Origin of the sequence: Streptomyces odontomachi, from assembly GCF_024435355.1 — a bacterium.
GTDB lineage: Bacteria > Actinomycetota > Actinomycetes > Streptomycetales > Streptomycetaceae > Streptomyces > Streptomyces odontomachi.
This window is the reverse complement of record NZ_JAMJWG010000001.1, coordinates 892,908-916,692: the sequence shown is the minus strand read 5'-3', so window position 1 is coordinate 916,692 and position 23,785 is coordinate 892,908. Positions and strand designations below refer to the sequence as shown.

Genomic DNA, 23,785 nt, shown 5'->3' with positions numbered 1-23,785 from the left:
GGGAACCTCAGCGCAGGAAGCCAGGTCCTGCCCGGCACGAACACGCTGCGCCCACGAAGGGGACGAAGCCCCAGCCAAGGCCGCCGCCACCCCGCTCATCATCTCCGGCATCTCCGACACCACCGGACCGTCTCATGACGTGGCCATGCACCGTAGTCACGAACCCCGTAGCCATGAACCGTGGTCATGGGCCGGGGACGACATGGTGGCGTCAGCGCAGCGCCGTGGCGAAGACAAGGCGGTGGGCGGCGGTGTGCCGGTGCTCGCGCAGCGACCATGCGATGCGGGAGAGGATCAGTTCGCCGTCGGCCACGCGCGGCCGGGGAGCGTCGAGCTGCCGGCGCCACCAGCCGGCGTTGCGCATCTGGCGGTCGAGCATGGCGTCGACGAGAGCGGCCCGGTCGGGACGGTCGAGTTCGTAGGCGTCGGCGAGGATCCGCACCCGGGCGGCCTGTGCCTGCACCGGTGGGGCCTGTGGCCTGGACGAGACGCACCACGTCCAGGCCAGGTAGCCGAGGTCTTCCAGGGGATGGCCGGGCGCCGCCGTGTCGAAGTCGATGAAGGCCACGGGGCGGTCGTCGCGGAAGACGACGTTGTTCGGTCCCGGATCGTGGTGGCACACCACCGGATGGGCTCCGGCAAGGCGGCTGTCGCGGGTGGCCTCGTGGAGTGATCGCAGGAGTGCGCCGGCGGCGGCGACCTGAGAACGGCTCCAGGTCCGAAACCTGGCGGGTACCCATCCGGGCACGTAGCTGAAGGTGTCGCGGCCACGGTCGTCGAGCCCGAGGTAGCGCGGTGCACCGGCGAAACCGTGCGATTCGAGGTGCCCGAGCAGTTCGGCGACGAACGCGGACCTCGCTGTCACCGGCCGTCGAACGGTGTCGCCGACACGCACGACGCCACACGTGATCCGCCCGCCGGACAGCGGTTCTTCACCCTCTGCCGGCTGCACTGCTGCTGCCAGGTCTGCACCGTGGTCCCACGTCGGGGACGCTACAAGGGAGCCTCTCGCCTGCGCCACCCCGCGCTGCCCATGGGGGGACGTATTGACGGTGGCGAGTTGGGCCGTTACGGTGCCACCGCTCAGCATCATGCACACCGTTCACCATGCTGAACGCCCTTGTGCGGGCACCCAGCCCCCAAGACGGACTTTCCGGCATCACGAAGGCCGGGTCCGGGCAACACCGGAAATGCGCACCGCCACAAAGGAACGCTCCGATTCAAAATGGGAGCGCTCCCATAATTGAATCGCAAGGAGGTGAGGCAGGCGGAACAACGTCAACCAGGCAGTGGAATCGAGAGGGTTCAGGGCAATACCAACGTCCAAGAGGTGGGATAATGGCGTCACATCGAAATGAATCCACGGCCGACGGAGCCAGCGGGTCGGGACACGCACGTCGCAGGTCCGTCCTGGCCGCGATGGGTGCGCTCCCCGTCCTGGCCGCGACCCCGGCCAGGGCGGCATCCGGAGCACCGTCCGCGGCGGCCGCCACGGTGGTAGTCGACCCGTCGGCGGTGCGGCAGACGATCCGGGGCTTCGGTGGCATGAACCACCCGGTCTGGATCAGCGACCTGACAGCCGCCCAGAGAGACACGGCATTCGGCAACGGCACGGGGCAACTGGGATTCTCCATCCTGCGCATCCACATCGACGAGGACCAGTCGAACTGGAGCAAGGAGGTGGCGACGGCGCAGCGTGCAGCCGCGCTCGGGGCGATCGTCTTCGCCTCGCCGTGGAATCCCCCCTCTTCGATGACGGAGACCGTCTCCGGCCGCAAGCGGCTGAAGTACAGCTCGTACGCCGCCTATGCGCAGCACCTGAACGACTTCACCACGTACATGAAGAACAACGGCGTCAACCTGTATGCCGTCTCGGTGCAGAACGAGCCCGACTATGCGAACGACTGGACGTCATGGACGTCCACCGAGATAGTCAACTTCCTCAAGAACAACGCCGGCTCGATCAACACCAAGGTCATCGCACCGGAGTCGTTCCAGTACGTGAAGAGCATGTCCGACCCGATTCTCAACGACTCGGCCGCACTCGCCAACATGGACATTCTCGGGGCCCACCTTTACGGCACCTCGTACGGAAACTTCCCCTACCCCCTCTTCCAGCAGAAGGGCGCGGGCAAGGAACTCTGGATGACCGAGGTCTACTACCCCAACAGCAGCAGTTCGGCGGACGCCTGGCCCGAGGCGCTCGACGTGAGTGAGCACATCCACCACGCCATGGTGGACGCCGAGTTCCAGGCGTACGTGTGGTGGTACATCCGGCGCAGCTACGGCCCCATGCGGGAGGACGGGCAGATCAGCAAGCGCGGCGCCAACATGGCGCAGTTCTCGAAGTTCGTCCGCCCCGGTGCCGTGCGGATCAACGTGACCGCGAACCCCCAGTCGAACGTCTACGTCTCGGCATACAAGGGCGCCAATTCCCAGATCGTCATCGTCGCCATCAACAAGAACTCCTCGACGGTCAGCCAGCAGTTCAGCCTGTCGAACAGCACGGCGTCCAGCGTCGCGTCCTGGCTGACGGACTCCAGCAGGAACGTCGCGTCCCAGGCCGGGATCAGCGTGTCGAACGGCTCCTTCACAGGCAGCCTTCCCGCTCAGAGCGTGACGACCTTCGTGACCCAGTAGGAACCCCTGCCGCATACCTGTCGGCAGACACCGAGCGGCCGGCCACCGACACTTCGGTGACCGGCCGCGCAGCGGAGAGGGCAGGATTCGAACCTGCGCGGGCAGAACCCGACCGGGACGCGAATCCCGGACCCTGTTGGGCCACTTCGGGTACCTCTCCGGGGAACCGCCTGGTGCGGCCCGCCTTCGGCCTCCCCCGGTTCCGTTGACCACCATGGTGCCCGGACCCGATGACGGATCGCTGACCCGCGCCTGACACCGCTGGAAACCCGGACGGTGAACACCTGCCACCTGCGCTCGCCGGCACGGATCGCCCGGCCACCGCCCCGCCGTTCCCGTCGAAAACGGTGGTGGCGTGCCCACCGGTCAGCCACCATCAGGTCCATGGCGGATCAGGGTGGTTCGGCGGACTGCTTCGTCTGCGGCAAGCACCGGGACATCGGGCTGACGCCCGGTGGAGCGGTGTACGAGGACGAGCTGGTGGTGGTGTCTCATGTCTGCCCGGACTCACCGGGGCAGGCAAAGCAGGTGTACCTGGGGCACCTGCTGGTGGAACCACGCCGGCACGCTGCCGGGCTCGGCGACCTGACCGACGACGAAGCCGCCTGCGTCGGGCGCTGGAACGCAACGGCGGCACGTGCGCTGCGCGAGGTTGCGGGCGCGGAGCACGTGTACGCGGCCGTGATCGGTGACAACGTGCCCCACCTGCACGTACACCTCCTGCCGCGCTACCCCGGCACGCCCCGGGCCTACTGGTGGACGCGGGTGGACGAATGGCCCGAGGCGCCGCGCGGCGGACCGCGGGACGCGGCGGAGCTCGTGGGGCGCCTGCGCTCGGGCCTGTGACGTCGGGACGGCCGCCCGTGCCCCTGGCCGGGGCACGGGCGGCCACGGCACGCGCCGTTCACCCCACCTCGATCTCGCTCCAGACCTGTTTGCCGCCGCTGACGGGCAGCGTGCCCCAGGCGTCCGAGACGGCCTGCACGAGGAGGATGCCGCGGCCACCGGTGGCCTCCCAGCCGATGCTGGTCGGTTTGACGGGGGTGCGCGGTGACGCGTCGGTGACGGCGACCCGCAGCCGGTTGTTGATGAGGGTCAGCTCGAGGCGTACCTGACCGTCGGTGTGCACCAGGGCGTTGGTGACCAGTTCGGAGACGACCAGCAGGACGGTGTCGAGTTCACGCGTCACGTTCCAGGCGCGCAGGGTGCGCTTGATGAAGCGGCGGGCGTGCCGGGGCGCCTCCGGCACCCGCCAGATGGTCCAGCTCTCCCGCAGCGGGCGCACCGCCATGCCGTCGTAGCGGAGCAGCAGCAGGGCAACGTCGTCGTTGCGGTTGCCGCGGCCGAGCAGGGCGTCGGCGACCAGGCCGAGGTGGGCGGGGTCGCACTGGCCGAGCGTGGCCGAGAGCTGGCGCAGCCCGTCGTCGATGTCGAGTTCGGACGACTCGACCAGACCGTCGGTGGTGAGGACGAGCAGCGCGCCGGGTTGGAGGCGGAGCGGTGTCATGGGGAAGTCGGCCTCGGCGAGCACGCCGAGGGGCGGGCCGCCCTCGGTCTCCACCAGTTCCGTCCTGCCGTCCGGGTGACGCAGCACGGGCGGCAGATGCCCGGCCCGTACGCACCAGGCGGTGCCCTCCTCCATGTCGACGTCGACATAGACGCAGGTGGCGAAGAGGTCGCTCTCCATGCCCACGAGCAGCCGGTTGGCGTGGGACACCACCACGTCCGGCGGGTGCCCCTCGACGGCGTAGGCACGCAGTGCGGTGCGCATCTGGCCCATCAGGGTGGCAGCGCCCGCGTTGTGGCCCTGGACGTCGCCGATGACCAGGGCCACATGGCTGTCCGGCCTGGGAATGACGTCGTACCAGTCGCCGCCCACTTCGAGGCCGACCGTGGTGGGCAGGTAACGGGCCTCGGCGCGCCCGCCGGGCAGGTCGGGAAGGCTGCGCGGCAGCAGCGTGCGCTGGAGCGTGCCGACGAGTTCGTGCTCCGCGTCGAGGGCGTGCACCCGCACCAGTTCCTGGCCGGCGAGCGTCGCGGCGGCGGTCAGCAGGGCCCGCTCGTCGGACCCGGGCGCATGCGGCTCGTCCCAGCCGATCAGGCAGACGCCGACGGTGCGGCCGGCGGCGGGCAGCGGCAGCACGGCCAGGCCACCGGGGCCCACCTCGGCGAGGGCGGGCTCCAGCTCCGCGCCGGCGGCCCGGAACACCAGCCGCCCCTCCTGGAGGGCCGACGCCACGGTGGGCATCGCCCGGATGGGCGCGTCGGGCCACTCCGAGCGCCATTCGGTGCGCCACACCTCGGGCCAGGCCTCCGGCTCGGGCGGATCGAGGACGGTGGCCACCAGACGGTCGGACTCCACCTCGGCGAGCGCGACGCGATGGGCCTTCAGGGGGTGCCGCAGGGCGGTGACGATGGCCTGGCCGACGTCACGGACGGTGGTGGCGGCGGCGAGCACGGCCGCCAGCCGCTGCACCCGGAACACGTCGCCGGCGCGCGAGCGCAGGTCGGAGGTGTCCACGACGGTGCCCAGCAGGCGCGGCGGCAGGCCCTCGTCGGGCGGCAGCACCCGGCCGCGCAGCCTGAGCCACTTCGGCTCGCCGGACGGCCGCCGGATCCGGAAGTCCAGCTCGCGGTCGCCGATGGCCATGTGCCCGGGCTCGACGACGGACATCAGGGTGGGCAGGTCCTCCGGCACGGTCTGCGCCAGCAGCGTCTCCACCCGGCCGTCGAAGGCGTCCCGGTCGAGACCGAACAGCTCCAGCACCTGGTCGTCGACGTCGACCCGGCCGGAGTCCATCGCCAGGGTGAAGCTGCTGGCGGCGGTGGAGCCGTCCTGCGCGGGCAGGGTGGGCGGGCGTGGCGGGGGCCGGTCGGCGAGGGCCGCGGCGAACACCTCCAGGTGGTGCCGGTCCGCCGCGCCGAAGCCGTCCGGGCCGTCCCCCACGACCAGCAGGCACCCCTGTGCGGCCCGCTCCCCCCTCAGCGGCAGCACCGCGAGGGACATGTCCTTGGCGGCACTCTCCTGGGCACCGTTGCTCTTCCACGCCTCCTGAAGGGCGGCGGGTGCCTGCCGGGTCAGGTCGTCCGCGGTCAGCCACAGTGGTGCGCCCGCGCGGTGGGCGGCGGCCACGGGTGCGTCGCCGTCGGCCGGATAGCGGTCGGCGATCGAGTACAGCGTCCGCGGCACGCCCGCCGAGCAGGCCAGGCGTAGCTCGTCGCCGGATTCGTCCGGCAGGTAGACGGCCGCGAGGGCGGTGTCCGTGAAGACGAGCACCTGCTCGATGACGGCCCGAGTCCAGGCCTGGGTATCAAGATCGGCGGACAGTGCTTCCAACGCGATTTCGGCACGCAACGCCCTCGTTCCCCGTCCCGTCGAGCCGTCGGTGACCACAATCCGTCATTACAGCGCTTTCGAGCCGCTTACGCACCCCTTGTGACCGCCTCAAGGTCGAAGACGTCCGGATCTACCGGCATGGCCGGTCACCACCGCCTTGGATGCCATGACCACGCAGTTCTGCACGCGCCGCGCAGGCCCCGCGCGGGCCCCGCGCCGGAAGCCCCACCGGTCTCGACCGGCCATGATCGAAAATGCCCGCTCGCCGCCCTCGGCGCCGCCCGGTCCGCTTCCGCCCGGCGGGCCCCGGCGCGCCTAAAGGCCGGAGGTGCGGCGTTCGGCCGCGCGAACGAACTCCGGGTCCACCTCGACGCCCCACCCCGGCGCGGTGGGGGCGGCGACGGCGCCGTCGATCACCTCGAGCATCGGCGCGTAGACGCCCCGGGACCACGCGGTGCTCTCGATGCTCCACTCCTGGTACTGGAAGCAGGTCGGCAGGGCCGCCGCGAGGTGCAGGGTGAAGACCTGGAGCAACGAGTCGTTGGCGCAGTGCGGGGTGCAGGGGATGCCGGCGGCCTCGGCGAGCACGGCGACCTTGCGGGCCCGCGAGACGCCGCCGATGTAGCCGATGTCGGGTTGCACGATGTCCACGGCCCGGCCGGTGATCATGCGGTGGAACTGGGCGAGCGAGTAGTCCTGCTCGCCTCCGGAGACCGGGATGTCGAGCGCCGCCGCCACCTGCGCGGTCTGTTCGAGGTCCGCAAACGGGCACGGCTCCTCGAAGTGGAAGCCGCCGTACTCCTCCAGCAGCCGCCCGACCCGGATGGCCCGGCCCACCGAGAAGCCCCCGTTGGCGTCCGCGGAGATCTCGACGGCGTCGCCGAGGACCCTGCGGGTGTGCGGGACGATCCGTTCGGTCCTGCCGGGTGCGGCGTCGGCGTCGCGGCCCATCGCCTCTCCGACCCGGATCTTCACCGCCCGGAAGCCGTGGTCGGCCACGGCCTGCGCCAGCCGCTCCGCCTCCGCCTCGGGTCCGATGTCGCGCCGCATGCTGGAGGCGTACATCGGCACCGAAGCACGGGCGTGCCCGCCGAGCAGCTTGCTGACCGGCCGGCCGACGGCCTTGCCGAGGATGTCCCACAGGGCGGTGTCGACGCCGGCCAGCGCCCGGTGCACGAAGCTGCCGGGGAACTTGTAGTGCGTCCGCAGGCAGGCGTCGACGAGCGCCTCCACGTCCCAGGGATCGCGGCCCAGGAAGTGTGGCGCGATCATGGTGTGCAGGATCTCGACGCTGCCCGCGGCCTCGTACGGCGCGGTCTGCCCGATGCCCGTGAGCCCGTCGTCGGTGTGCACCAGGACCACGGCGAGCGGCCCGCGCAGCAGCGTTTCGATACGGGCGATCCTCACAGGTGCTCCCGCAGCACGTCCGCGAGCGGCGTGCGCACCGCGCACCTCTCCAGCGCGAAGCAGTCGGCGAGTGCGCGCATGCCGTCGGCGTCGAGCCCCACGAAGCAGCGGGCGTAGTCGTCGACCATGGGCTCGGCCAGCAGGATGTGCCGCACCAGGACGTGGATCCACTGCCGGGCGCCGAAGGGCGGCGGGTCGAAGGCGGGGAACTCCTCGGCGACGGTCCGCTCGATCGGTTCGAGGAGGTGCCGCACGCCCTCGTCGGTCCCGCCCCACACGTCCACGCCCAGCCGGGCCTTCTTCTTCAGCACCGGGGAGATGCGGCGCACGTACGGGGCGTCGGCCGGCGGGTGCACCAGACCTTGCAGGCCGATGTCCTTGTAGGTCCACAGGCTCCAGCCGGCGCCGTACGCGTCGTAGATGCCGAGCTGGTCGGCGAGCACCCGGTAGCGGGACGCGTCACGCTGCTCGTCGCCGCTGTACACCGGGCCGAACTCGCCGACCCAGATGGGGGTGCCGGTGCTGCGCATGTAGGCGGCACGGGTCAGGAACCTGTCTTCCAGGAAGGCGCGGTCCACGTGGTGACCGCGGGACGGGCCGGGGTACTCGCCGCTGTCGGCGAAGCCGGCGAGCGCGTAGTCGTGGACGGTGTAGACGGTGTTCGGCCACGGATCGCCGAAGACCTGGAAGTCGGTGGCGTGCCGGTTGCCGTCGAGGAAGATCACGTGATGCGGGTCGACGGCGCGGATCGCGGCGTGCAGCCGGGCGTAGAACGGCCCGATGCTGCGGCCCTCGGAGTCCGCGGGTTCGTTGAGCGGGTTGTAGCCGGCCACCCAGGGGTTGTCGCGGTAGCGCTCGGCCAGCGCCTCCCACAGGTGCACCACCCGGTCCTGGAAGTGCCGGTGGGTCCAGAAGAACGAGCGGTGGGTGGGGTTGTCGCTGTGCCAGCGCTGGTTGTGGAAACCGGGCGCGGCGTGCAGGTCGAGCACCGTGTACAGGCCGTGCCGCGCGCAGGTGTCGACCACCCGGTCCAGCAGCGCGAAGCCCTCCTTCTTGAGCTCCATCGGGCGCTGGTCGTCCTCGAAGTACCGGTAGTGGAACGGCACGCGGACGCAGTTCATGCCCAGGCCCGCGAGCAGCGCCGCGTCGGCGTCGGTGAAGAACACGTCCAGGAACCGCTCGAAGAAGGCGTGGGTGGCCTCCTCGCCGAGGATGCGGCGCAGCGCGGCCCGCTGGAGCTCCTCGGTGGAGGCGTGGCCGGTGATGAAGTTCTCCATGTTCATCCAGCCGCCGAGGCCCACGCCACGCAGCCGCACGGGGGTGCCCGCCGCGGTGGCGAGGTGGTCGCCGTCGACGTGGATCAGCACGGACGCGTCGTTCATGTGGATGCTCCTTGCGTGCCGCGGCGGTGGGCCGCCGGGAGGTGTGCCGGTCATCTGCTGAAGCCCGCGGTCAGCCCGCGGACCAGGTAGCGGCGCCCGACGAGGTAGGCGGCGAACATGGGCAACGTCGACAGGATCACCGCCGCCAGCACCGCGGGCACGTTGATGGTGAACTCGCCCTGGAACGTCCACAGGGCCATCGGCAGCACCCGCTGGCTGGGGCTCTGGGTGAGGATCAGCGGGAAGAGGAAGCCGTTCCACACGTGCAGCGCGTCGTAGATGGCGACGGTGACGACGGCCGGCCGGGCGAGCGGGACGACGAGGTGCCGCAGGATGTGCCAGTCGGTGCCGCCGTCCAGCCGCATCGACTCGAACAGCTCCTTGGGGATGTCCCGGATGAAGTTGGCGAGGATCAGGACGGTGATCGGCACGGCGAAACCGATCGACGGCAGGATCAGCGCGAGCAGGCTGTCGTAGAGATGGGCGCGGGTGATCATGTAGTAGAGCGGGATGATCGTCGCGTGCACGGGGACGGCGAGCCCCACCAGGAAGATCGAGAACGCCGAGCGCACCAGCCGGCCCCGGCCGCGCACGATCGCGTAGCCGGCCATGAGGGAGAGGACCACGGTCACCACCACCGAGGCGACCGTGATGGTCACGCTGTTGAGGAAGTAGCGCCCGAAGCCGCCCTGGAGCACCAGCGCGTAGTTGTGCAGGGTGAGGTCGGCGGTGGGGGCCAGCGGGTTGGTGGTGAAGAACCCGGCCTGGTCGCGCAGGCTGCTCAGGACGACGAAGTAGACGGGCAGGATGATGACGGCCAGCCAGACGAACCCGCCGACGGCTGCCGGGACGTTGGGGCGGCGGCGCCGGGCGCCGCGGCGGCGCGTGGGACCCGTCGGATGCCGGCCGGCGGCCCGGGTCCCGGGATGCGGTGCGGAGGTGGTGGGTGCCTGGGCCGTCACAGCCCCTCCTGTTCGCTGCGCATCCGGCTGAAGCCGGTGAACCTGGTCAGGGCGAGGGCGAGGGCGAGCCCGATCACGACCAGGAGCACCGCCAGCACGCTCGCCGCGCCCATGTCGTTCGCGGTGAAACCGGTGAGGTACATGTCCAGCGGCAGTAGCCGGGTGGCGTTGCCGGGTCCGCCGCCGGTGAGCACGAAGACCACGTCGAAGTAGGTGAGCGAGCCGGTGACCATCAGGGTCGACGAGGTGATGAAGGTGCCCCGCAGCTGCGGCAGCGTGATGTGGCGGAACTGCTGGAGCCGGCCGGCGCCGTCGATGGTGGCCGCCTCGTAGAGCGAGACGGGGATCTGCCGTACGGCGGCCTGGTACAGCAGGGTGTGGAAGGGCACGAACTGCCAGGCGATCACGAAGATCACCACGTAGAGGACGAGATCGGGGTCGCCCAGCCAGTTCTGCGCGAGCATGCCGAGGCCCGGCGCCGCGCCGATGCCGAAGTGCGGGTCGAGGATGGCCTTGAAGGCCAGGGCGACCGCGGCCGAGGACAGCAGCAGCGGCACGAAGTACAGGGCGGCGAGAACGGCGCGGTAGCGCTGGGTGCCGGCGGTGAAGACCCCGAGCAGCAGGCTGATCGGGGTCTGCACCAGCCAGGACACCACCATGATCTTGAAGGTGAGCAGCAGGGCGTGGCCGGTGACCGGGTCCTTCACCACACCGGACCAGTTGGCCAGCCCCGCCCAACCGATGGCGCCCAGGCCGTCCCAGCGGGTGAGGCTGAGGATGACGGCACCGGCCAGCGGCAGCAGGGCGAAGACGACGAACATGGCCAGTGCCGGCAGGACGAGCAGCCCGTTCGCGCCGTCCCGGCGACGGCGTGGCACGGACCGGGGTGGTGGGGTCGCGGGGGTACGGGGGTGCAGGGCCGTCACGTCGACTCGATCTCAGCTTCGCAGGGTGGCGTTCATGTGGTCCGCGAACTCCTTGGGGGTGATCTGCTTGAGGAAGATCTGCTGGAGGTTGGTCAGCACCGCGTCGCCCGCCTTGGGGCTGAGTGCCTGGTCCATGGAGAGGGCGAAGTGCGGCGCCTTGGCGGACATGTCGTAGACCGCGGTGAAGTAGTCGGGGTCGCTGGAGCCGGCGATCTTCGACGTGGCGCCCGCCACCGGGGGGACGTTGCCGGCGGTGAGCAGGTCGTGCGCGTACGCGCCGTTCAGCAGGCCGCCCTTGAGGTAGGCGCGGGCGGCCTCCTTCTGCGCGTCGCTCGCATCCGCCGAGATCGACCAGTAGTTGGACGGGTTGCCGACGACGTTCCCGGGGTCTCCGGAGCCGCCGTCGACCGTCGGGAAGGGCGCGTAGCCGAGCTTGCCGTCCTTGATGAACCCCGGGTCGCCCTCCTGCACGGTCTGGTAGGCGGCCGGCAGGCCCAGCGTCATCGCGGCCTTGCCGGTGTAGAGCAGGGCCACGTCGGCGCCGCTGTCGGTGGTGAGGGAGGCGAAGTCATCGACGAAGCCGCCGGCGTCCACCAGGGCCTGGATCTTGTGGTTGGCGTCGGTCACGGCCGGATGGGACCAGGCCCTGTCCTTGCCGGCGAGGATGTCGTTCATCACGCCGGGGCCGCCGATCCGGTCCATCAGGTAGGCGAGCCACGGCAGCAGCGGCCACTTGGCCTGGCCGGCGACGGCGAACGGCGCGATCTTGGCCTGCTTGAACGCGGGCACCAGGTCCATGAGGGCGGCCCAGGACGTGGGGGGCTCCGCGCCGATCTTCCGGAACAGGTCCTTGTTGTAGTAGATCATCACCGGCTTGACGCCGTTGTTCGGCATCGCGTACGTCTTGCCGCCGATCCGGCCGCCGGCTGCGATCGAGGGCAGGAACCGGCCCTTCAGCTTCGGGTCGGCCGCCAGGTCGCTCAGGTCGTCGACCTTGTGGGCCCGCACGTAGGAGGCCAGCGTGCCGCCGCCCCAGTTGTAGATCAGGGTGGGCGCCTGTCCCGCGCCGACGGCGGTGCGGATCTTCTGCTTGTACGGGTCGTTGGCGAACGACTGGACCGTGAACTTCTGGTCGGGGTGCGCGTCGCCCCAGGCCGTGAAGGAGTTGTTGAACACCTGTGCCGTGACGCCGTCGATGATCCATGCCGAGGGGGCGTCGCCTCCGGCGTCGCCGGACTCCGGTCCCGAGCTGCCGCAGCCGGTCAGCGCGCCGCCGACCAGGGTGGCGAGGCCCGCCGCCAGCACGGTCCTACGAGGGGTGACCGATGCCGTCATCGCTGTCCGCCTCTCTCCCCGGTCACACCGGTGTGACCGGGAGTTTGGGATGGGGGTTCCGACGCGGCAGCGGCCAGCGGCGCAGGGGTGCCGGTGGCCGCGCCCACGCGTCGCCTGCGGATCGTAGTGGCCGGCCTCGTGGGGCGCAGGCGCTCCGGCCGAGCGGGCGCCCGCAAGATCGAAATCTCGTCATCGGCGTCATGTGCGGCCTCCTTCCGGCCCGTTGTCCGCTCAGGTGCAGCTGTGCACCGGACTCCTGGACGCATGGCCGTCCGGCGTGCGGCGCCTCTCGTGCCGCCGTGTCGGCGGGGACAAGTTCCGTGCCGCAACGGGGTGTTCCACCGCGGCGACCGCCATCGTGCTCGTCCGGGAACAGACATGTCAATCGTTATCGATAACGTTTTCTATCCGCCTGACGGCCCGTACAATTCCGGCCGTGAGGAGCAACCGCGTCACCATCCGGGAGGTCGCAGCGCAGGCGGGCGTGTCCGTCGCGACCGTTTCCAAGGTGCTCAACGAACGCCATGGGGTGGCCCGGAGCACCCTGGAGCGGGTGCGCGCGGCCATCGACGAGCTGGGCTACGAGTCCAGCATCGTGGCGCGCAGCCTGCGCAACCACCGCACCAACGTGATCGGCATCCTGGTGTGGGCCATAGAGCCCTACAGCGCGGAACTGCTGAAGGGAGCGGCGCGCGCCCTGCGGGGCACCGGCTACGAGCTGGTGGTGTACTCCACCGGCGCGGACCCGGCCGGCCGGATCGGCTGGGAGCGTCGCTATCTCTCCCGGCTGTTGGGAACGCTGATCGACGGGGCGGTGCTCGTGACGCCCACGGCGCCCACCGGGCAGGAGGCCTCGCCGGTCGTCGCGGTCGACCCGCACACCGGGGAGGACGGTGCCTGGACGGTGCAGGCCGACAACGTGCACGGCGCCAGGCTCGCCGTCGAGCACCTGCTCGGCCTGGGGCACCGCAGGATCGCCTTCCTCGGCCGTCCGCCGCGCGACCTGGTCTCGGGCAAGCAGCGTGAGGAGGGCTATCGCAGCGCCCTGGCCGCCGCCGGCGTCCCCTTCGACCCGGAGCTGGTGCGCAACGCCGGCTACCACGAGAGCGAGTCGGCCGACGCCGTCCGCTCCCTGCTGACGCTGCCGCACCGGCCGACCGCCGTCTTCGCCGCCAACGACGTGACGGCGATCAACACCATGGAGACCGCGCTGACCCTCGGCATGCGGGTGCCCGACGACCTGTCGGTGATCGGCTTCGACAACGTCCCCGAGAGCACCGCGGTCGAGCCGGCCCTCACCACCGTCGAGCAGCCGCTGCAACTCATGGGTCAGCGCGCGGTGGAGATGCTGCTGGACCTCCTCGCCGGCCGGTCGCCCGCCGAGCGGCAGCTCACGCTGCCGACCCGGCTGGTGCGGCGCGCCTCGTGCGCGGCCGCCCCCACGCGGGTGCGCGGGGTGATCGGCTCGGGCGCGCAGCCCGAGGACCCGGCGCCCACGCCTTCGTAGCGTCCGGACGTCCGGGCAGCTGACCGGAAAGCGTCGCGGCGGAACGGTCCGTCGGCGAGGCGGTTGGCGAGGGGTGCTGTGATTGTCTAGTGCTGTGGCCGGGAAGGTTTGCCGGAAGCTCGCGGCGTGCGGTGCATCGCAAGGCGGAGCATCGCCCGTGTACGGGATGTACTCGGGCGATGTGACAACGCGGCGAGGTGCCGTGCAGGGCGCCGCGAGCCGGTGAACCTTTCCGGTTACCGCACTAGCCTCGTGGCGGTCCGTTCGCCACGGGACGGCCGGCGGTCCGGGCCGGCGCTCCCGGTCAGGGCCAGATGGGAGGACCATGCGCTCCGACAGCATCGTCCAGGCGTCCGAGGGCGTGCACCTGGTGCACGGGAGCAACACCAACTGGGTGATCCTCTCCGAAGGCGACGCCGTCACGTTGATCGACACCGGGTACCCGGGCGACCGCGCCCTGCTGCTGGAGTCGCTGGCGGCACTCGGGCATCGCCCCGAATCGGTGGCGGCGGTCCTCGTCACCCATGCGCACGTGGACCATCTGGGTTCGGTCGAGTTCCTCAGCAGCGGCCACGCGGTACCGGTGTACCTGCACGAGGCGGAGGTGCCGCATGCGCGGCGGGAGTTCCTCCACCAGCTCTCCGCCGGCCGCGCGGTGGCCAACGCCTGGCGGCCCGGCGTGTCGCGCTGGCTCGTGCACGTCCTGCGCGCCGGCGCGCTGACGGACGTCCGGGTCAGCGCCCCGCAGCCCTTCCCGGCAGCCGGTCCGCTGGACCTGCCCGGGCGGCCGGTGCCGGTGCACACTCCGGGGCACACCCTGGGCCACTGCGTCTACCACCTGCCCGACCAAGGGATCGTGATCTCGGGCGATGCGCTGGTCAGCGGGCACCCCACCTCGCGCACCCGCGGACCCCAACTGCTGCCGGCGATGTTCGACCGGGACCGGGCGACGGCCCGGGAGTCACTGCGGACCATCGAGAAGCTGGCCGGTGACACGCTGCTGCCGGGGCACGGCCCCCTGCACCGCGGCTCCGTCCCCGCGGCCGCGCAACTGGCCCACGAGCGGGCGGCCTGAGCGGCCCACCGCCGGACGTGCCGGCCGGCTCAGTAGCATGGCGGAGCAGCCCGGCCGATCATGTACGGGCCGGCAGGAACAGCGAGGAGCAGTCCGTGCGTGACATCGCCGTGTTCAGCGGTAGCGCCCACCGGGAACTAGCCGAAGAGGTCTGCTCGCACCTGGGGGTGCCACTGTCTCCGGCACGGGTCAGCCGGTTCGCCAACGACTGCCTCGAAGTGCAGTTGCAGGCCAACTGCCGGGAACGGGACGTCTTCCTGATCCAGCCGCTGGTCGCGCCGGTGCAGGAGCATCTGGTGGAACTGCTGATGATGTGCGACGCCGCCCGCGGGGCCTCGGCGGCACGCATCACCGTCGTCATGCCGCACTACTCCTACGCCCGCTCGGACAAGAAGGACGCACCGCGTATCTCCCTCGGCGGACGCCTCGTCGCCGATCTGCTGGTCTCCGCCGGCGCCAGCCGGGTGCTGGCGATGACCCTGCACTCCCCGCAGGTGCACGGGTTCTTCTCGGTGCCGGTCGACCATCTGCACGCGTTGCGCGAGCTGGCGGCGCACTTCCGCAGCCACGACCTGTCGCGGGCCACCGTCGTCTCCCCCGACCTCGGCAACGCCAAGGAGGCCGCCGCGTTCGCCCGGATGCTCGGCGCGCAGGTGGCGGCGGGGGCGAAGCAGCGGTTCGCGGACGACCGGGTGAGCATCAGCTCCGTGATAGGCGAGATCACCGACCGGGACGTGATCGTCCTGGACGATGAGATCGCCAAGGGCAGCACCGTCCTGGAGCTGCTGGAAAGGCTGCGTGAGCTGCGGCCGCGCTCGATCCGGGTGGCCTGCACGCATGGCCTGTTCTCGGCCGGCGCGCTGCACCGGCTCTCCCAGCAGCCCGACGTGCTGGAGATCGTCTGCACCAACACGGTGCCGGTGCCGAAGGAGGACCACACGCCCAAGCTGCGGATCCTGTCGATCGCCCCGGCGCTGGCGGAGGCGGTGCGGCGCATCCACAACGGTGAGTCGGTGAGCGCGCTCTTCGAGGCGGCCGAGGTGTGATCCCCGGCCACCGGGTGCGATCCCCGGCGCGCCGGGGGGCGCGACGGGGGCGGCCGGGCCGCGCCTCCGTGGCGTCGGGTAGGGTGGCCGGGCCCAGCAGGGACGTCCCAAGGAGGTGAGACCCATTACCGCAGTGCACGGTGGGGTGCTCCCTCGTCACGGCCGTCCGACCGCCTCGGCGTAGGAGACCGCGGAGCACCCTCGGCTTCCCGTCGAAAGGCTCCCCAGTTCCATGTCGGTATCTTCTTCGTCCGCCCGGCTGCCCGGTCCCGATCCCGCCGCCGGCGACGCTCATCCCTCCCATGACGCCCAGGACCCCTCCGGCGCCCTGGGCTCCTCCCCCACGCCATCGCCGGCCGCCCTCGATGCGCCCGGTCCCGCCGCGATCGTGGCGCGGTTGCGGGCCTCGGGCTGCGTGTTCGCCGAGGACGAGGCACGGCTGCTGCACGCCGCGGCCCGCACTCCGGCGGAGCTGGCCGCGATGGTCGAGCGGCGGGTGGCCGGGTTCCCGCTGGAGCAGGTCGTGGGCTGGGCGGAGTTCCACGGGCTCAGGATCGCGGTCGACCCCGGCGTCTTCGTGCCCCGCCGGCGCACCGAGTTCCTCGTCTCCACGGCCGTCGCGCTCGCCCCGGCCCGCCCCGTCGTCCTCGACCTGTGCTGCGGCACCGGTGCGCTGGCGGCGGCGCTCGGCGCAGCGCTGGACGGGGCCGAGTTGCATGCGGCGGACGTCGACCCGGCCGCGGTGCGCTGCGCCCGCCGTAACCTGCCCACCGGCACGGTGTACGAGGGCGACCTGTACGCCCCGCTGCCCGGCGCCCTGCGCGGCCGGGTCGACCTGCTCGCCGCCAACGTGCCGTACGTGCCCAGCGGCGACATCGGGCTGCTGCCGCAGGAGGCCCGGGTGCATGAGCCGCTGGTCGCGCTCGACGGCGGCACGGACGGGCTCGACGTGCTGCGCCGGGTGGTCGACGGGGCGCACGAGTGGCTGGCGCCGGGTGGCCGGCTGTTCGTCGAGACGAGCCGCCGTCAGGCCCCCTCGGCGGCGCGCGCCTTCACTCTCGGCGGTCTTGACGTGCGGGTGGCCGACTCCGCGGAGTTCGGCTCGACCGTCGTCATCGGCACGCGGCCGGCCGGCGGCCACACCCCACCCCGCTGAGCCACCGCCCCTCCGTCGTCGCCTCCGCGCCCACCGCTCCCCCACCGGCGCCCGGCTGCCATGTCCACCGGCGCCCGCCATCCCGCGAGCCGGCGCCAGCCGTCTCCCGACCCGGCGCCCGACCGCGGGCGACCCGTAAGGTGGCCGCCGCCCCGCATGGGCGTGCCCGTCATGCGCGGCAAGCAGGCTCTCCGCCGCGTGGAACACCAGGGCGTGCCGGTCGAACGTCAGGGTGTGCCGGCTGCTCGGGCTCGTGGGATTTACGGCATCGGCGCTCGGGAGCCTGGGTGGTGCGGGGGCGCTCGCCATGCGGGACATGCCGGTGTCGTCGGCCGGCCCTCACGCGCCGGCCCTGTGCGGCTCGTACTTCGGTCTGGTGCTGCTCATCGGGGCCTGGTGGGGCCTGGACCGGCTGGGGGGAGGGGCCACCGGGGCCGAAGCGGGGCCCAGGCCGGGCCGTCGCCACCGGCACTCCGATCACGCTGGTGATCTGGGCCGTGCCGCTGGTGCTGGCGCCGCCGCTGTTCAGCAGGGACGTCTACGGCTACCTCGCCCAGGGCGCGATGGCGCACGCGCACGTGGACGTGTACGCCGCCGGTCCCGACCGGCTCCGGGGCCCACCCGTCGCCGGTGTCGCGCCGACGTGGCGCGGCACCCCGGCACCCTACGGGTCGGCGTTCCTGGCTCTTGCGGGACTCCTGGCGCCGGTCGGGCTGCCGGGGATGCGGTTGCTCGTGCCGGCCGGGGTGGCGACGATGGTCGCCCTCCTGCCGGTGCTGGCCCGGCGGTGCGGCTCCGATCCGGCCGCCGCGCGCTGGCTCGGCGGTCTCAACCCGCCGGTGCTCCGGCATCTGGTGGGCGGTGCGCACAACGACGCGGTGATGCTCGCGCTGCTCGGCGCGGGACCGCTGGCGGCGTTGAGCGGGTGCCGGCCGGGCAACCGGGGTGCGCCCGGCACTCGGCGGTACACGGTCGCCCGGCCCATTGCCGCCGATCCGGCGCCACCACGACGCCCTGGCCACAGGCCCGGGCCCGGTCGTCTCCTGCCTCACGCGTGCCCTGACACGCTCTGGCGCCGTCCGCTGGCGTGCGATTCCCCACCGAACGTGCCGTTGTCCTGGCGGTGTCTAGGTCCTGTCGTCAAACTCCCGTCGTTGCCCGAAGGGCGGCCTGGCGGCGTCAGGTGCGTGCTCTCGGCGCGGCGGGCGCGAGTCCGCGTACTGGATGTACGTGGGCTTGTGCCCGGTGCGGCGAGAGGGCGTGCATGGCGTCGCCAACCTGTCCGGTCAGCACACCTAGAGCTCCAGGTTCGGCTGCTGGGACGGTGCCGGGCAGATGCGGTTGCCGGCCTGGTCGAAGACGAGCATGCTGCGCAGGTCGACGAGGAGCGGCAGCCGGTCGCCGCGTACCGGCTGGGCGTGCGGCACGGCTCGTACGACGAGTTCGCCCGCCGCGTCGCCGAGCGTCATCGCGGTCGCGGACGCCGTCGCGGAAGGCCCGGAGACGGTCGCGGTCTCCGCGCCGGGGGCGCCGGACGCGGACCCCCCACCGTCGGCGCGGCGCAGGGCGGCGGCCGCCAGGCGTCGGACCTGGAGACGGGAGCTGCCGCGGGCCGGCCGGGTGTTCCGGGCGACGCGGGCCCTGCGGCGGGCCCCGGGCCGGTCCAGGTCGGGCACCTCGGCGGCGCGGGCGCCGACGGTCAGGTGCAGCAGCGTCTCGTGGCCCTGGTAGTCGACGTGTTGGACCGTTCCGCTGAGCGGCGCCTCGTAGGGTGCCGCCTGGTCGGGCGGTGCGACCCGCACCGATTCGGCGCGCAGTCCGATGAGCAGCGGGCGGTTCTGCTGGATCCGCAGCAGCTGGTGGTCGCGGGAGAGCGGTTGGGGCAGCGTCAGCCGCTGCTCACCGAGGTCGACCGCCATGGCGCCGCCGAGCGGGGCGATCACGGTGCCGTGCAGCAGGTTGATGCGGGGGACGCCGACGAAGGCGGCGACGAAGACGTTGGCGGGCCGGGCGTAGACGGCTCTGGGGGTGTCCACTTGCTGGAGCACCCCGCCGCGCATGACGGCTACCCGGTCGCCCAGCGACATGGCCTCGGACTGGTCGTGGGTCACGTAGACCGTGGTGGCGCCGGTCTGCCGGGTCACACCGAGGATTTCGCTGCGCAGTTGGTGGCGGAGTTTCGCATCGAGGTTGGACAGCGGCTCGTCCATGAGGAAGATCGACGGTCGCCTGATGACCGCGCGGCCCATCGCGACCCGCTGGCGTTCGCCACCGGACAGCTGGGAGGGGTACCGCCCGAGCAGGTCCTCGAGGCTGAGCATGCGCGCCATGTCGTTGACGCGGGCGTTGACCTCCTCCTCGGTGCGGCCGGAGATCCGCAGCGGGAACCCCACGTTGTCGGCGGCGCGCATGCTGGGGTACAGCGCGAAGTTCTGGAACACCATGGCAACGTCACGGTGGGCGGGCGGCAGGTGGCTGGCCGGCTCGGAGTCGATCTCCAACTCCCCCTCGGAGATCTCCTCGAGACCGGCGATCATCCTCAGCAACGTGGACTTTCCGCATCCGGACGGACCGAGGATGACCAGGAACTCTCCCGGTTCCACATCGAGCGAGACCCGCTCGACGGCCAGCTGCCCGCCCGGGAAGACCTTGCTCACCTGTCTCAGGCCGATACTGCTTCCCATCTCTCCCCCCGGACCGAAGATATGCCAAAAGAACCTGCTGCTGCTTTTGAGACGTAAGCGGAAAAGTGAGCAGGAATCAGCGATGTCAGGGCACATCCAGTCATCGAGCCGGTGCAGTGTCAAGACAACGCGCTTGAAGTGATGCGGCGGGCGTGCCGGCAGCGCCGATTCTCACGGGGAGTTCAGATTGCGCGGTGTCGGGCGGCAGGTCGTCCCCGCGCGCACGGCCCACTCCGGCGGAGGAGACGGAGGGGGCTTCCGACAGCACTCAGAGGGCTCAGAAGGCTCAGGAGGCTTCGGGAGCGAGGGGTTCCTGGTGGCTCAGGGCGTGCTTGAGTCGCGCGATGTGCGTCCGGGCGTGCGCCTCTGCGGCGTCCGCGTCACCGCTGCGCATCGCCTCGACGATGCGGCGGTGATCGTCGACGGCAGTGCTCGGGCCCGAGGTCACCGTCGTGGTGACCATGGCCAGCCGTACCTGGGCCTGGATCTCGTCCAGGGTACGGATGACATGGCGGTTGCCGCCGGCCTCCCTGATCTTGCTGTGGAAGCTCATGTCGAGCTCGGCGTGCTCGGCCAGATTGCCCAGCGCGACCGCCTGTTGGTGCTTGCGCAGGATCCGGTCGAGCTCGGCCACCAGGTGCGGTCCGCCGCGCTGCACGGCCAGCCGTGCGGCGACGCCCTCCATCACCTCGCGCACCTCGTAGAGTTCGGCGAGGTCCGCCGGGTCTATCCGGGCGACCACGGCGCCGCGTCGTGGCTCCTCGACGGCCAGCCGGTCCCAGGTGAGCCGTACGACGGCCTCCCTGACCGGGCTCCGGCTCACCCGGAGGCGTTCGGCGAGGCCGGGCACGCTCAGCTTCGTGCCCGGGGGCAGCGTCCCGGAGAAGATGGCCTGGCGCAGCGACTCGTAGACGGCGTCGGTGATGCGCTCCGAGGTACGCAACGGCGCCAGTTCGTCCACCCGCGTTCCCTCCACGTCTCTCCTCACGTCGGCCGCCGGCACGGCTGCGATCGGCGCCCGGGTGATGAACAGGGTGCCATGATCCTACGGTCGCCTCGGGCCGAGGGCCTCGAGATAGCCGGCTGCCGAGCGGCCCAGGGCCGCCCAGTCGTCCCGGCCCACCGCGTCGGCGTCGAAGAGGCCGAGCCCGACGCCCAGCGAGACGCACCCGGCGGCGAGGCACTCCCGGCCCACCTCCGCGGTGAGGCCGCCGCAGGCCAGCAACGGCACGTCGTCCAGGGGATCGCGCACGGCCCGCAGGTAGCCGGGGCCGGCCGGTTGCACCGGGAAGACCTTGACGACGTCCGCTCCGCTGCGCCAGGCGTGCTCGATCTCGGTGGGCGTGAAGGCGCCGGGCACGGACAGCAGCCCGGATTCGCGGCATGCGGCGATGATGCCGGTGTCGGTGTGCGGCGACAGGGCGAACGTGCCGCCCGCCGCGGCGACCTGGCCCACCTGGTCCACGGACCGCACCGTTCCGGCGCCGACCCGGACGTCCGCGCCGTACCGGGCGGCGAGCCGTTCGATGGAGGTGAGGGCGCCCGGGCTGTTCATGGTGATCTCGAAGGCCCGTATGCCGGCGTCGACCAGGGCGCCGACCGCCGGTACGGCGCGTTCGGGCGCCAGGCCGCGCAGGATGGCCACGACTTCGGGCAGGTCCGGTCGGTTCACCGGCCGGCCACCGCGATCGTCTGCGGCGCGAGGAAGGCGTCCAGGCCCGCCTGTCCGCCCTCCCAACCGAGGCCACTGAGTTTCAGGCCGCCGAACGGCACATGGGGGCTGTTGGGCGTCGCCGTGTTGACGCCGGCGATACCGACGTCCAGCGCCGCCGCGATCCGCCTGCCGCGGTCGGGATCACGGGTGGCGACATAGCCGGCGAGCCCGAGATCGCAGGCCCGGGTCGCCTCGATGACCTCGGTGACGTCGTCGTAGGGCAGCACCGGCAGCACGGGCGCGAAACTCTCCTCGGTGACCACGCGGGCGTCCCGTGGCGGGTCGACCACGATCGCGGGACGGGCGAACTGCCCCTGCCCCGGGGCCGCGGGGCCCGGTCGGTGCACGGTGGCGCCGCGCCGCCGGGCGTCCTCGGCCAGTTCGTCGACGCGCGCGGGGTCGGACGGCAGCGCCAGCGCGCCCAGCGTGGTGGCGGGGTCGAGCGGGTCACCGAGGACGAGCGAGCCGGCCGTGTCCAGCAGTGCCTCGACGACCGTGTCCAGCATGCGGCGCGGCACCCAGGCGGTGTTGGCAGCGATGCAGGACTGGCCGTTGTTCCGGTACTTCGCGCCGTTGATCAGCTCGACCGCGTCCGTCGGATCGGCGTCGTCGAGCACCACGAACGGGGCGTTGCCCCCGAGCTCGAGCACCGGCCGGGTGAGGCTGTGCCGGGCGCGTTCCGCGACGAGCAGTCCGACGCGGGTGGATCCGGTGAAGCTGATGCCGCGCACCCGCGGGTCGTCGATCCAGGTCTCGGTGATCGCGGCGCCGTCGCCCAGCAGGGTGCACAGCGCACCGCTCGGCACCTGCCCGGCGACGATCTCGGCGAGCCGGAGCGCGGAACCGGCGGCCACCTCGGAAGGCTTGAACAGCACCGTGCACCCGGCGGCCAGCGCGGCAGCGATCTTGCGGGCGGGGATGGACAGCGGGAAGTTCCACGGCGTGGCCACGGCGACCACGCCGAGCGGGCGAGAGTTCACCTCGTGCCGGATGCCGGGGACGACGTCGAGCTGGTGTGCGGTCCGGCCCTGGACGGCCGCGGCGAACCACTCGAAGAAGCCGGCGGACATGCCCACTTCGGCGCGGGCCTCCGCGAGCCGTTTGCCGGTCTCCCGTGCGGTCAGCACGGCGAGTTCCTCGGTGACGTCCGGGGTGCGCAGTGCCGCGGCGATCGCCAGCAGGGCGGCGGCGCGGCGCGGGGTCGGGGTGGCGGACCAGTCGGGCAGCGCGGCCGATGCGGCGTCGACCGCCAGCGCCGCGTCCGCGCGGCCACCGCCGACGTAGCTGGCGAGCACGGCGCCGGTGGCCGGCTCGACCACGTCGACCGGCCAGGGCTGCCGTGGCTCGGGCAGCCCGGGGACGGCGTGTCCCGGAAGGGTCGTCTGGGTCTGTGTCATGAGTGCGGCTCCGAATACTTGTCCAGTGCGGCGGTGTCGAACTCGACGCCGAGGCCCGGCCCGGCGGGCAGGCGAAGTCGGCCGTCGACGGGGTGGGGTGGCCGGTGCAGCAGCGGGTCACGCAGCGGGTTGTGCCGGACGTCGTATTCGACGACGCACACCGAGGGGCACATGGCGGCCAGTTGCAGGGTCGCCAGGAAGGCGGCCGCACCGCCGTACAGGTGGGGTGCGACGCGTTTGCCCCGGGCGCCGGCCAGGGTGCAGACGGCCAGCGCCTCGGTCAGGCCGCCCGTCTTGGACAGGTCGGGCTGCACGATGGCCACGGCGGGTGAGTCCACGTAGGACCAGAAGTCGGCGCGGCCGTACACGTTCTCTCCGGTGGCGATGGTGAGGCCGGTTCGGTCGTGGAGCCGCTCCAGGTCGGGCAGCCGGTCGCCGCGCACCGGCTCCTCGATCCAGGCGACGCCGTGTTCGCGCAGCATCGGCGCGGCGTCGATCGCCTCCTGGAGGGACCAGCCCTGGTTGGCGTCGGCGAACACGTCGACGTCGGCACCGCAGACCCGACGGACCGCCGCCAGGTTGGCGTCGTCGATCTGCCTGCCGAAGCCGAGCTTGACCTTCACCGCGGTGAAGCCCTGGTCCCGGCAGCGGGCCGCCAGCTCGGCGACTCCGGTCGGGCCCAGGCTGCTGGCGTAGACACCGATCTCGTCGCGGACCCGGCCGGCGCCGAGGTCGGCGATCGAGCAGCCCGCCCGGCGTGCCCTGAGGTCCCACAGCGCCACGTCGACCGCGCTGATGGCCTGGAACACCGGCCCGGGGGCGCCCCACTGGCGGCCCAGCGGGGCCAGCGCCTCGACGAGCTTCGCCTGTACTGCCGCGACGCGGTCGCCGTCCTCGCCGTCGAGCAGCGGCAGCACGCCTTCGCGCAGGGTGGCGAGCCGCTCGTGGGGTGCCCAGTGCGGGAAGTTGACCCAGCTCTCGCCGCGGCCGACCAGTCCGCTCGGGTCGGTCAGCTCGACCAGCACCATGCTCCGGTGCCGTAGCGCGGAGAACGACATGGCGATTCCGTCATGGGCCTCGGCCCGCAGTACCCGAACCCGGCTGCTCGCGATCCGTGACCCCACAGCACGCCTTTCCTTGATCTATCTTGCCATGAATATTACATGTAACATGCGGGACGCCAAAACCCACCCGCACCCACCGACAGCGAGGAGACG

Annotated in this window: 18 protein-coding genes, 1 tRNA gene and 1 pseudogene; 7 read left to right on the top strand and 13 right to left on the bottom strand. The window is 71.9% G+C overall.

Annotation, left to right across the window (positions count from 1 at the left end; genetic code table 11):
• Nucleotides 1-211 precede the first annotated feature (211 nt).
• Nucleotides 212-865 carry a phosphotransferase family protein gene (locus tag NQO67_RS03860; protein ID WP_255946301.1) on the bottom strand — a complete coding sequence of 218 codons (654 nt, stop codon included), beginning with the start codon at nt 863-865 and terminating at the stop codon, nt 212-214.
• Nucleotides 866-1,419: 554 nt separating this feature from the next.
• Here NQO67_RS03860 and xynC point away from each other — a divergent pair.
• Nucleotides 1,420-2,640 carry a glucuronoarabinoxylan endo-1,4-beta-xylanase XynC gene (xynC, locus tag NQO67_RS03855; RefSeq protein WP_255946300.1) on the top strand — a complete coding sequence of 407 codons (1,221 nt, stop codon included), beginning with the start codon at nt 1,420-1,422 and terminating at the stop codon, nt 2,638-2,640.
• A gap of 72 nt (nt 2,641-2,712) precedes the next feature.
• Here the strand turns inward: xynC and NQO67_RS03850 are convergent.
• Nucleotides 2,713-2,800: transfer RNA gene (locus tag NQO67_RS03850), tRNA-Arg, on the bottom strand.
• Between the two features lie 224 nt (nt 2,801-3,024).
• Here NQO67_RS03850 and NQO67_RS03845 point away from each other — a divergent pair.
• Entirely contained in the window at nt 3,025-3,486 is a 462-nt protein-coding gene (locus NQO67_RS03845) for an HIT family protein (protein WP_255946298.1), read from the top strand.
• A gap of 58 nt (nt 3,487-3,544) precedes the next feature.
• Here the strand turns inward: NQO67_RS03845 and NQO67_RS03840 are convergent, their stop codons facing one another.
• From NQO67_RS03840 to NQO67_RS03815, 6 genes are all read right to left on the bottom strand, one after another.
• Nucleotides 3,545-5,995 carry a SpoIIE family protein phosphatase gene (locus NQO67_RS03840; protein WP_305125265.1) on the bottom strand — a complete coding sequence of 817 codons (2,451 nt, stop codon included), beginning with the start codon at nt 5,993-5,995 and terminating at the stop codon, nt 3,545-3,547.
• A gap of 297 nt (nt 5,996-6,292) precedes the next feature.
• Nucleotides 6,293-7,384 carry a mandelate racemase/muconate lactonizing enzyme family protein gene (locus NQO67_RS03835; protein ID WP_255946295.1) on the bottom strand — a complete coding sequence of 364 codons (1,092 nt, stop codon included), beginning with the start codon at nt 7,382-7,384 and terminating at the stop codon, nt 6,293-6,295.
• Complete coding sequence (locus NQO67_RS03830) at nt 7,381-8,766, bottom strand: glycoside hydrolase family 5 protein (RefSeq protein ID WP_255946293.1); 1,386 nt, start codon at nt 8,764-8,766, stop codon at nt 7,381-7,383. Before NQO67_RS03830 ends, NQO67_RS03835 begins: the two co-directional genes overlap by 4 nt.
• 50 nt (nt 8,767-8,816) lie before the next feature.
• A complete protein-coding gene (locus NQO67_RS44160; RefSeq protein WP_255946291.1) occupies nt 8,817-9,728 on the bottom strand; it encodes a carbohydrate ABC transporter permease in 912 nt (303 codons plus the stop codon).
• Nucleotides 9,725-10,549, bottom strand: a complete 825-nt coding sequence (locus NQO67_RS03820) for a carbohydrate ABC transporter permease (protein ID WP_255946764.1) — start codon at nt 10,547-10,549, stop codon at nt 9,725-9,727. The genes NQO67_RS44160 and NQO67_RS03820 overlap by 4 nt, the downstream gene beginning before the upstream one ends.
• Nucleotides 10,550-10,666: 117 nt before the next feature.
• Nucleotides 10,667-11,989 (bottom strand): ABC transporter substrate-binding protein, encoded by a 1,323-nt coding sequence (locus tag NQO67_RS03815; protein ID WP_255946289.1) that lies wholly within the window; start codon nt 11,987-11,989, stop codon nt 10,667-10,669.
• A 436-nt stretch (nt 11,990-12,425) separates the two neighbouring features.
• Here NQO67_RS03815 and NQO67_RS03810 point away from each other — a divergent pair, with 436 nt between their 5' ends.
• From NQO67_RS03810 to mptB, 5 genes and pseudogenes are all read left to right on the top strand, one after another.
• On the top strand, nt 12,426-13,496 hold the full coding sequence (locus NQO67_RS03810) for a LacI family DNA-binding transcriptional regulator (protein ID WP_255946287.1): 1,071 nt from the start codon (nt 12,426-12,428) through the stop codon (nt 13,494-13,496).
• A gap of 325 nt (nt 13,497-13,821) precedes the next feature.
• Nucleotides 13,822-14,571 (top strand): MBL fold metallo-hydrolase, encoded by a 750-nt coding sequence (locus NQO67_RS03805; protein ID WP_255946285.1) that lies wholly within the window; start codon nt 13,822-13,824, stop codon nt 14,569-14,571.
• 95 nt (nt 14,572-14,666) lie between these two features.
• Entirely contained in the window at nt 14,667-15,617 is a 951-nt protein-coding gene (locus NQO67_RS03800; protein ID WP_255946283.1) for a ribose-phosphate diphosphokinase, read from the top strand.
• A 232-nt stretch (nt 15,618-15,849) separates the two neighbouring features.
• Nucleotides 15,850-16,773 carry a putative protein N(5)-glutamine methyltransferase gene (locus NQO67_RS03795; protein ID WP_255946281.1) on the top strand — a complete coding sequence of 308 codons (924 nt, stop codon included), beginning with the start codon at nt 15,850-15,852 and terminating at the stop codon, nt 16,771-16,773.
• A 140-nt stretch (nt 16,774-16,913) separates the two neighbouring features.
• Nucleotides 16,914-17,639 (top strand): annotated as a pseudogene (mptB, locus tag NQO67_RS44155) (polyprenol phosphomannose-dependent alpha 1,6 mannosyltransferase MptB); the annotation flags it as partial.
• Between the two features lie 429 nt (nt 17,640-18,068).
• On the opposite strand, the gene NQO67_RS03785 reads toward mptB, so the two are convergent.
• From NQO67_RS03785 to NQO67_RS03765, 5 genes are all read right to left on the bottom strand, one after another.
• Nucleotides 18,069-19,457, bottom strand: coding sequence for an ABC transporter ATP-binding protein (locus NQO67_RS03785; protein ID WP_255946279.1), 1,389 nt, complete (start codon nt 19,455-19,457; stop codon nt 18,069-18,071).
• Between the two features lie 286 nt (nt 19,458-19,743).
• Nucleotides 19,744-20,433: a GntR family transcriptional regulator gene (locus tag NQO67_RS03780; RefSeq protein ID WP_255946277.1), complete on the bottom strand. Its 690-nt coding sequence runs from the start codon at nt 20,431-20,433 to the stop codon at nt 19,744-19,746.
• 69 nt (nt 20,434-20,502) lie between these two features.
• A complete protein-coding gene (locus NQO67_RS03775) occupies nt 20,503-21,129 on the bottom strand; it encodes a bifunctional 4-hydroxy-2-oxoglutarate aldolase/2-dehydro-3-deoxy-phosphogluconate aldolase (protein WP_255946275.1) in 627 nt (208 codons plus the stop codon).
• The gene (locus tag NQO67_RS03770; RefSeq protein WP_255946273.1) at nt 21,126-22,568 is read right to left on the bottom strand and encodes an aldehyde dehydrogenase family protein; all 1,443 of its coding nucleotides are present in this window, start codon (nt 22,566-22,568) and stop codon (nt 21,126-21,128) included. The genes NQO67_RS03775 and NQO67_RS03770 overlap by 4 nt, the downstream gene beginning before the upstream one ends.
• Nucleotides 22,565-23,692, bottom strand: a complete 1,128-nt coding sequence (locus NQO67_RS03765; RefSeq protein WP_255946271.1) for a mandelate racemase/muconate lactonizing enzyme family protein — start codon at nt 23,690-23,692, stop codon at nt 22,565-22,567. Before NQO67_RS03765 ends, NQO67_RS03770 begins: the two co-directional genes overlap by 4 nt.
• Nucleotides 23,693-23,785 lie beyond the last annotated feature (93 nt).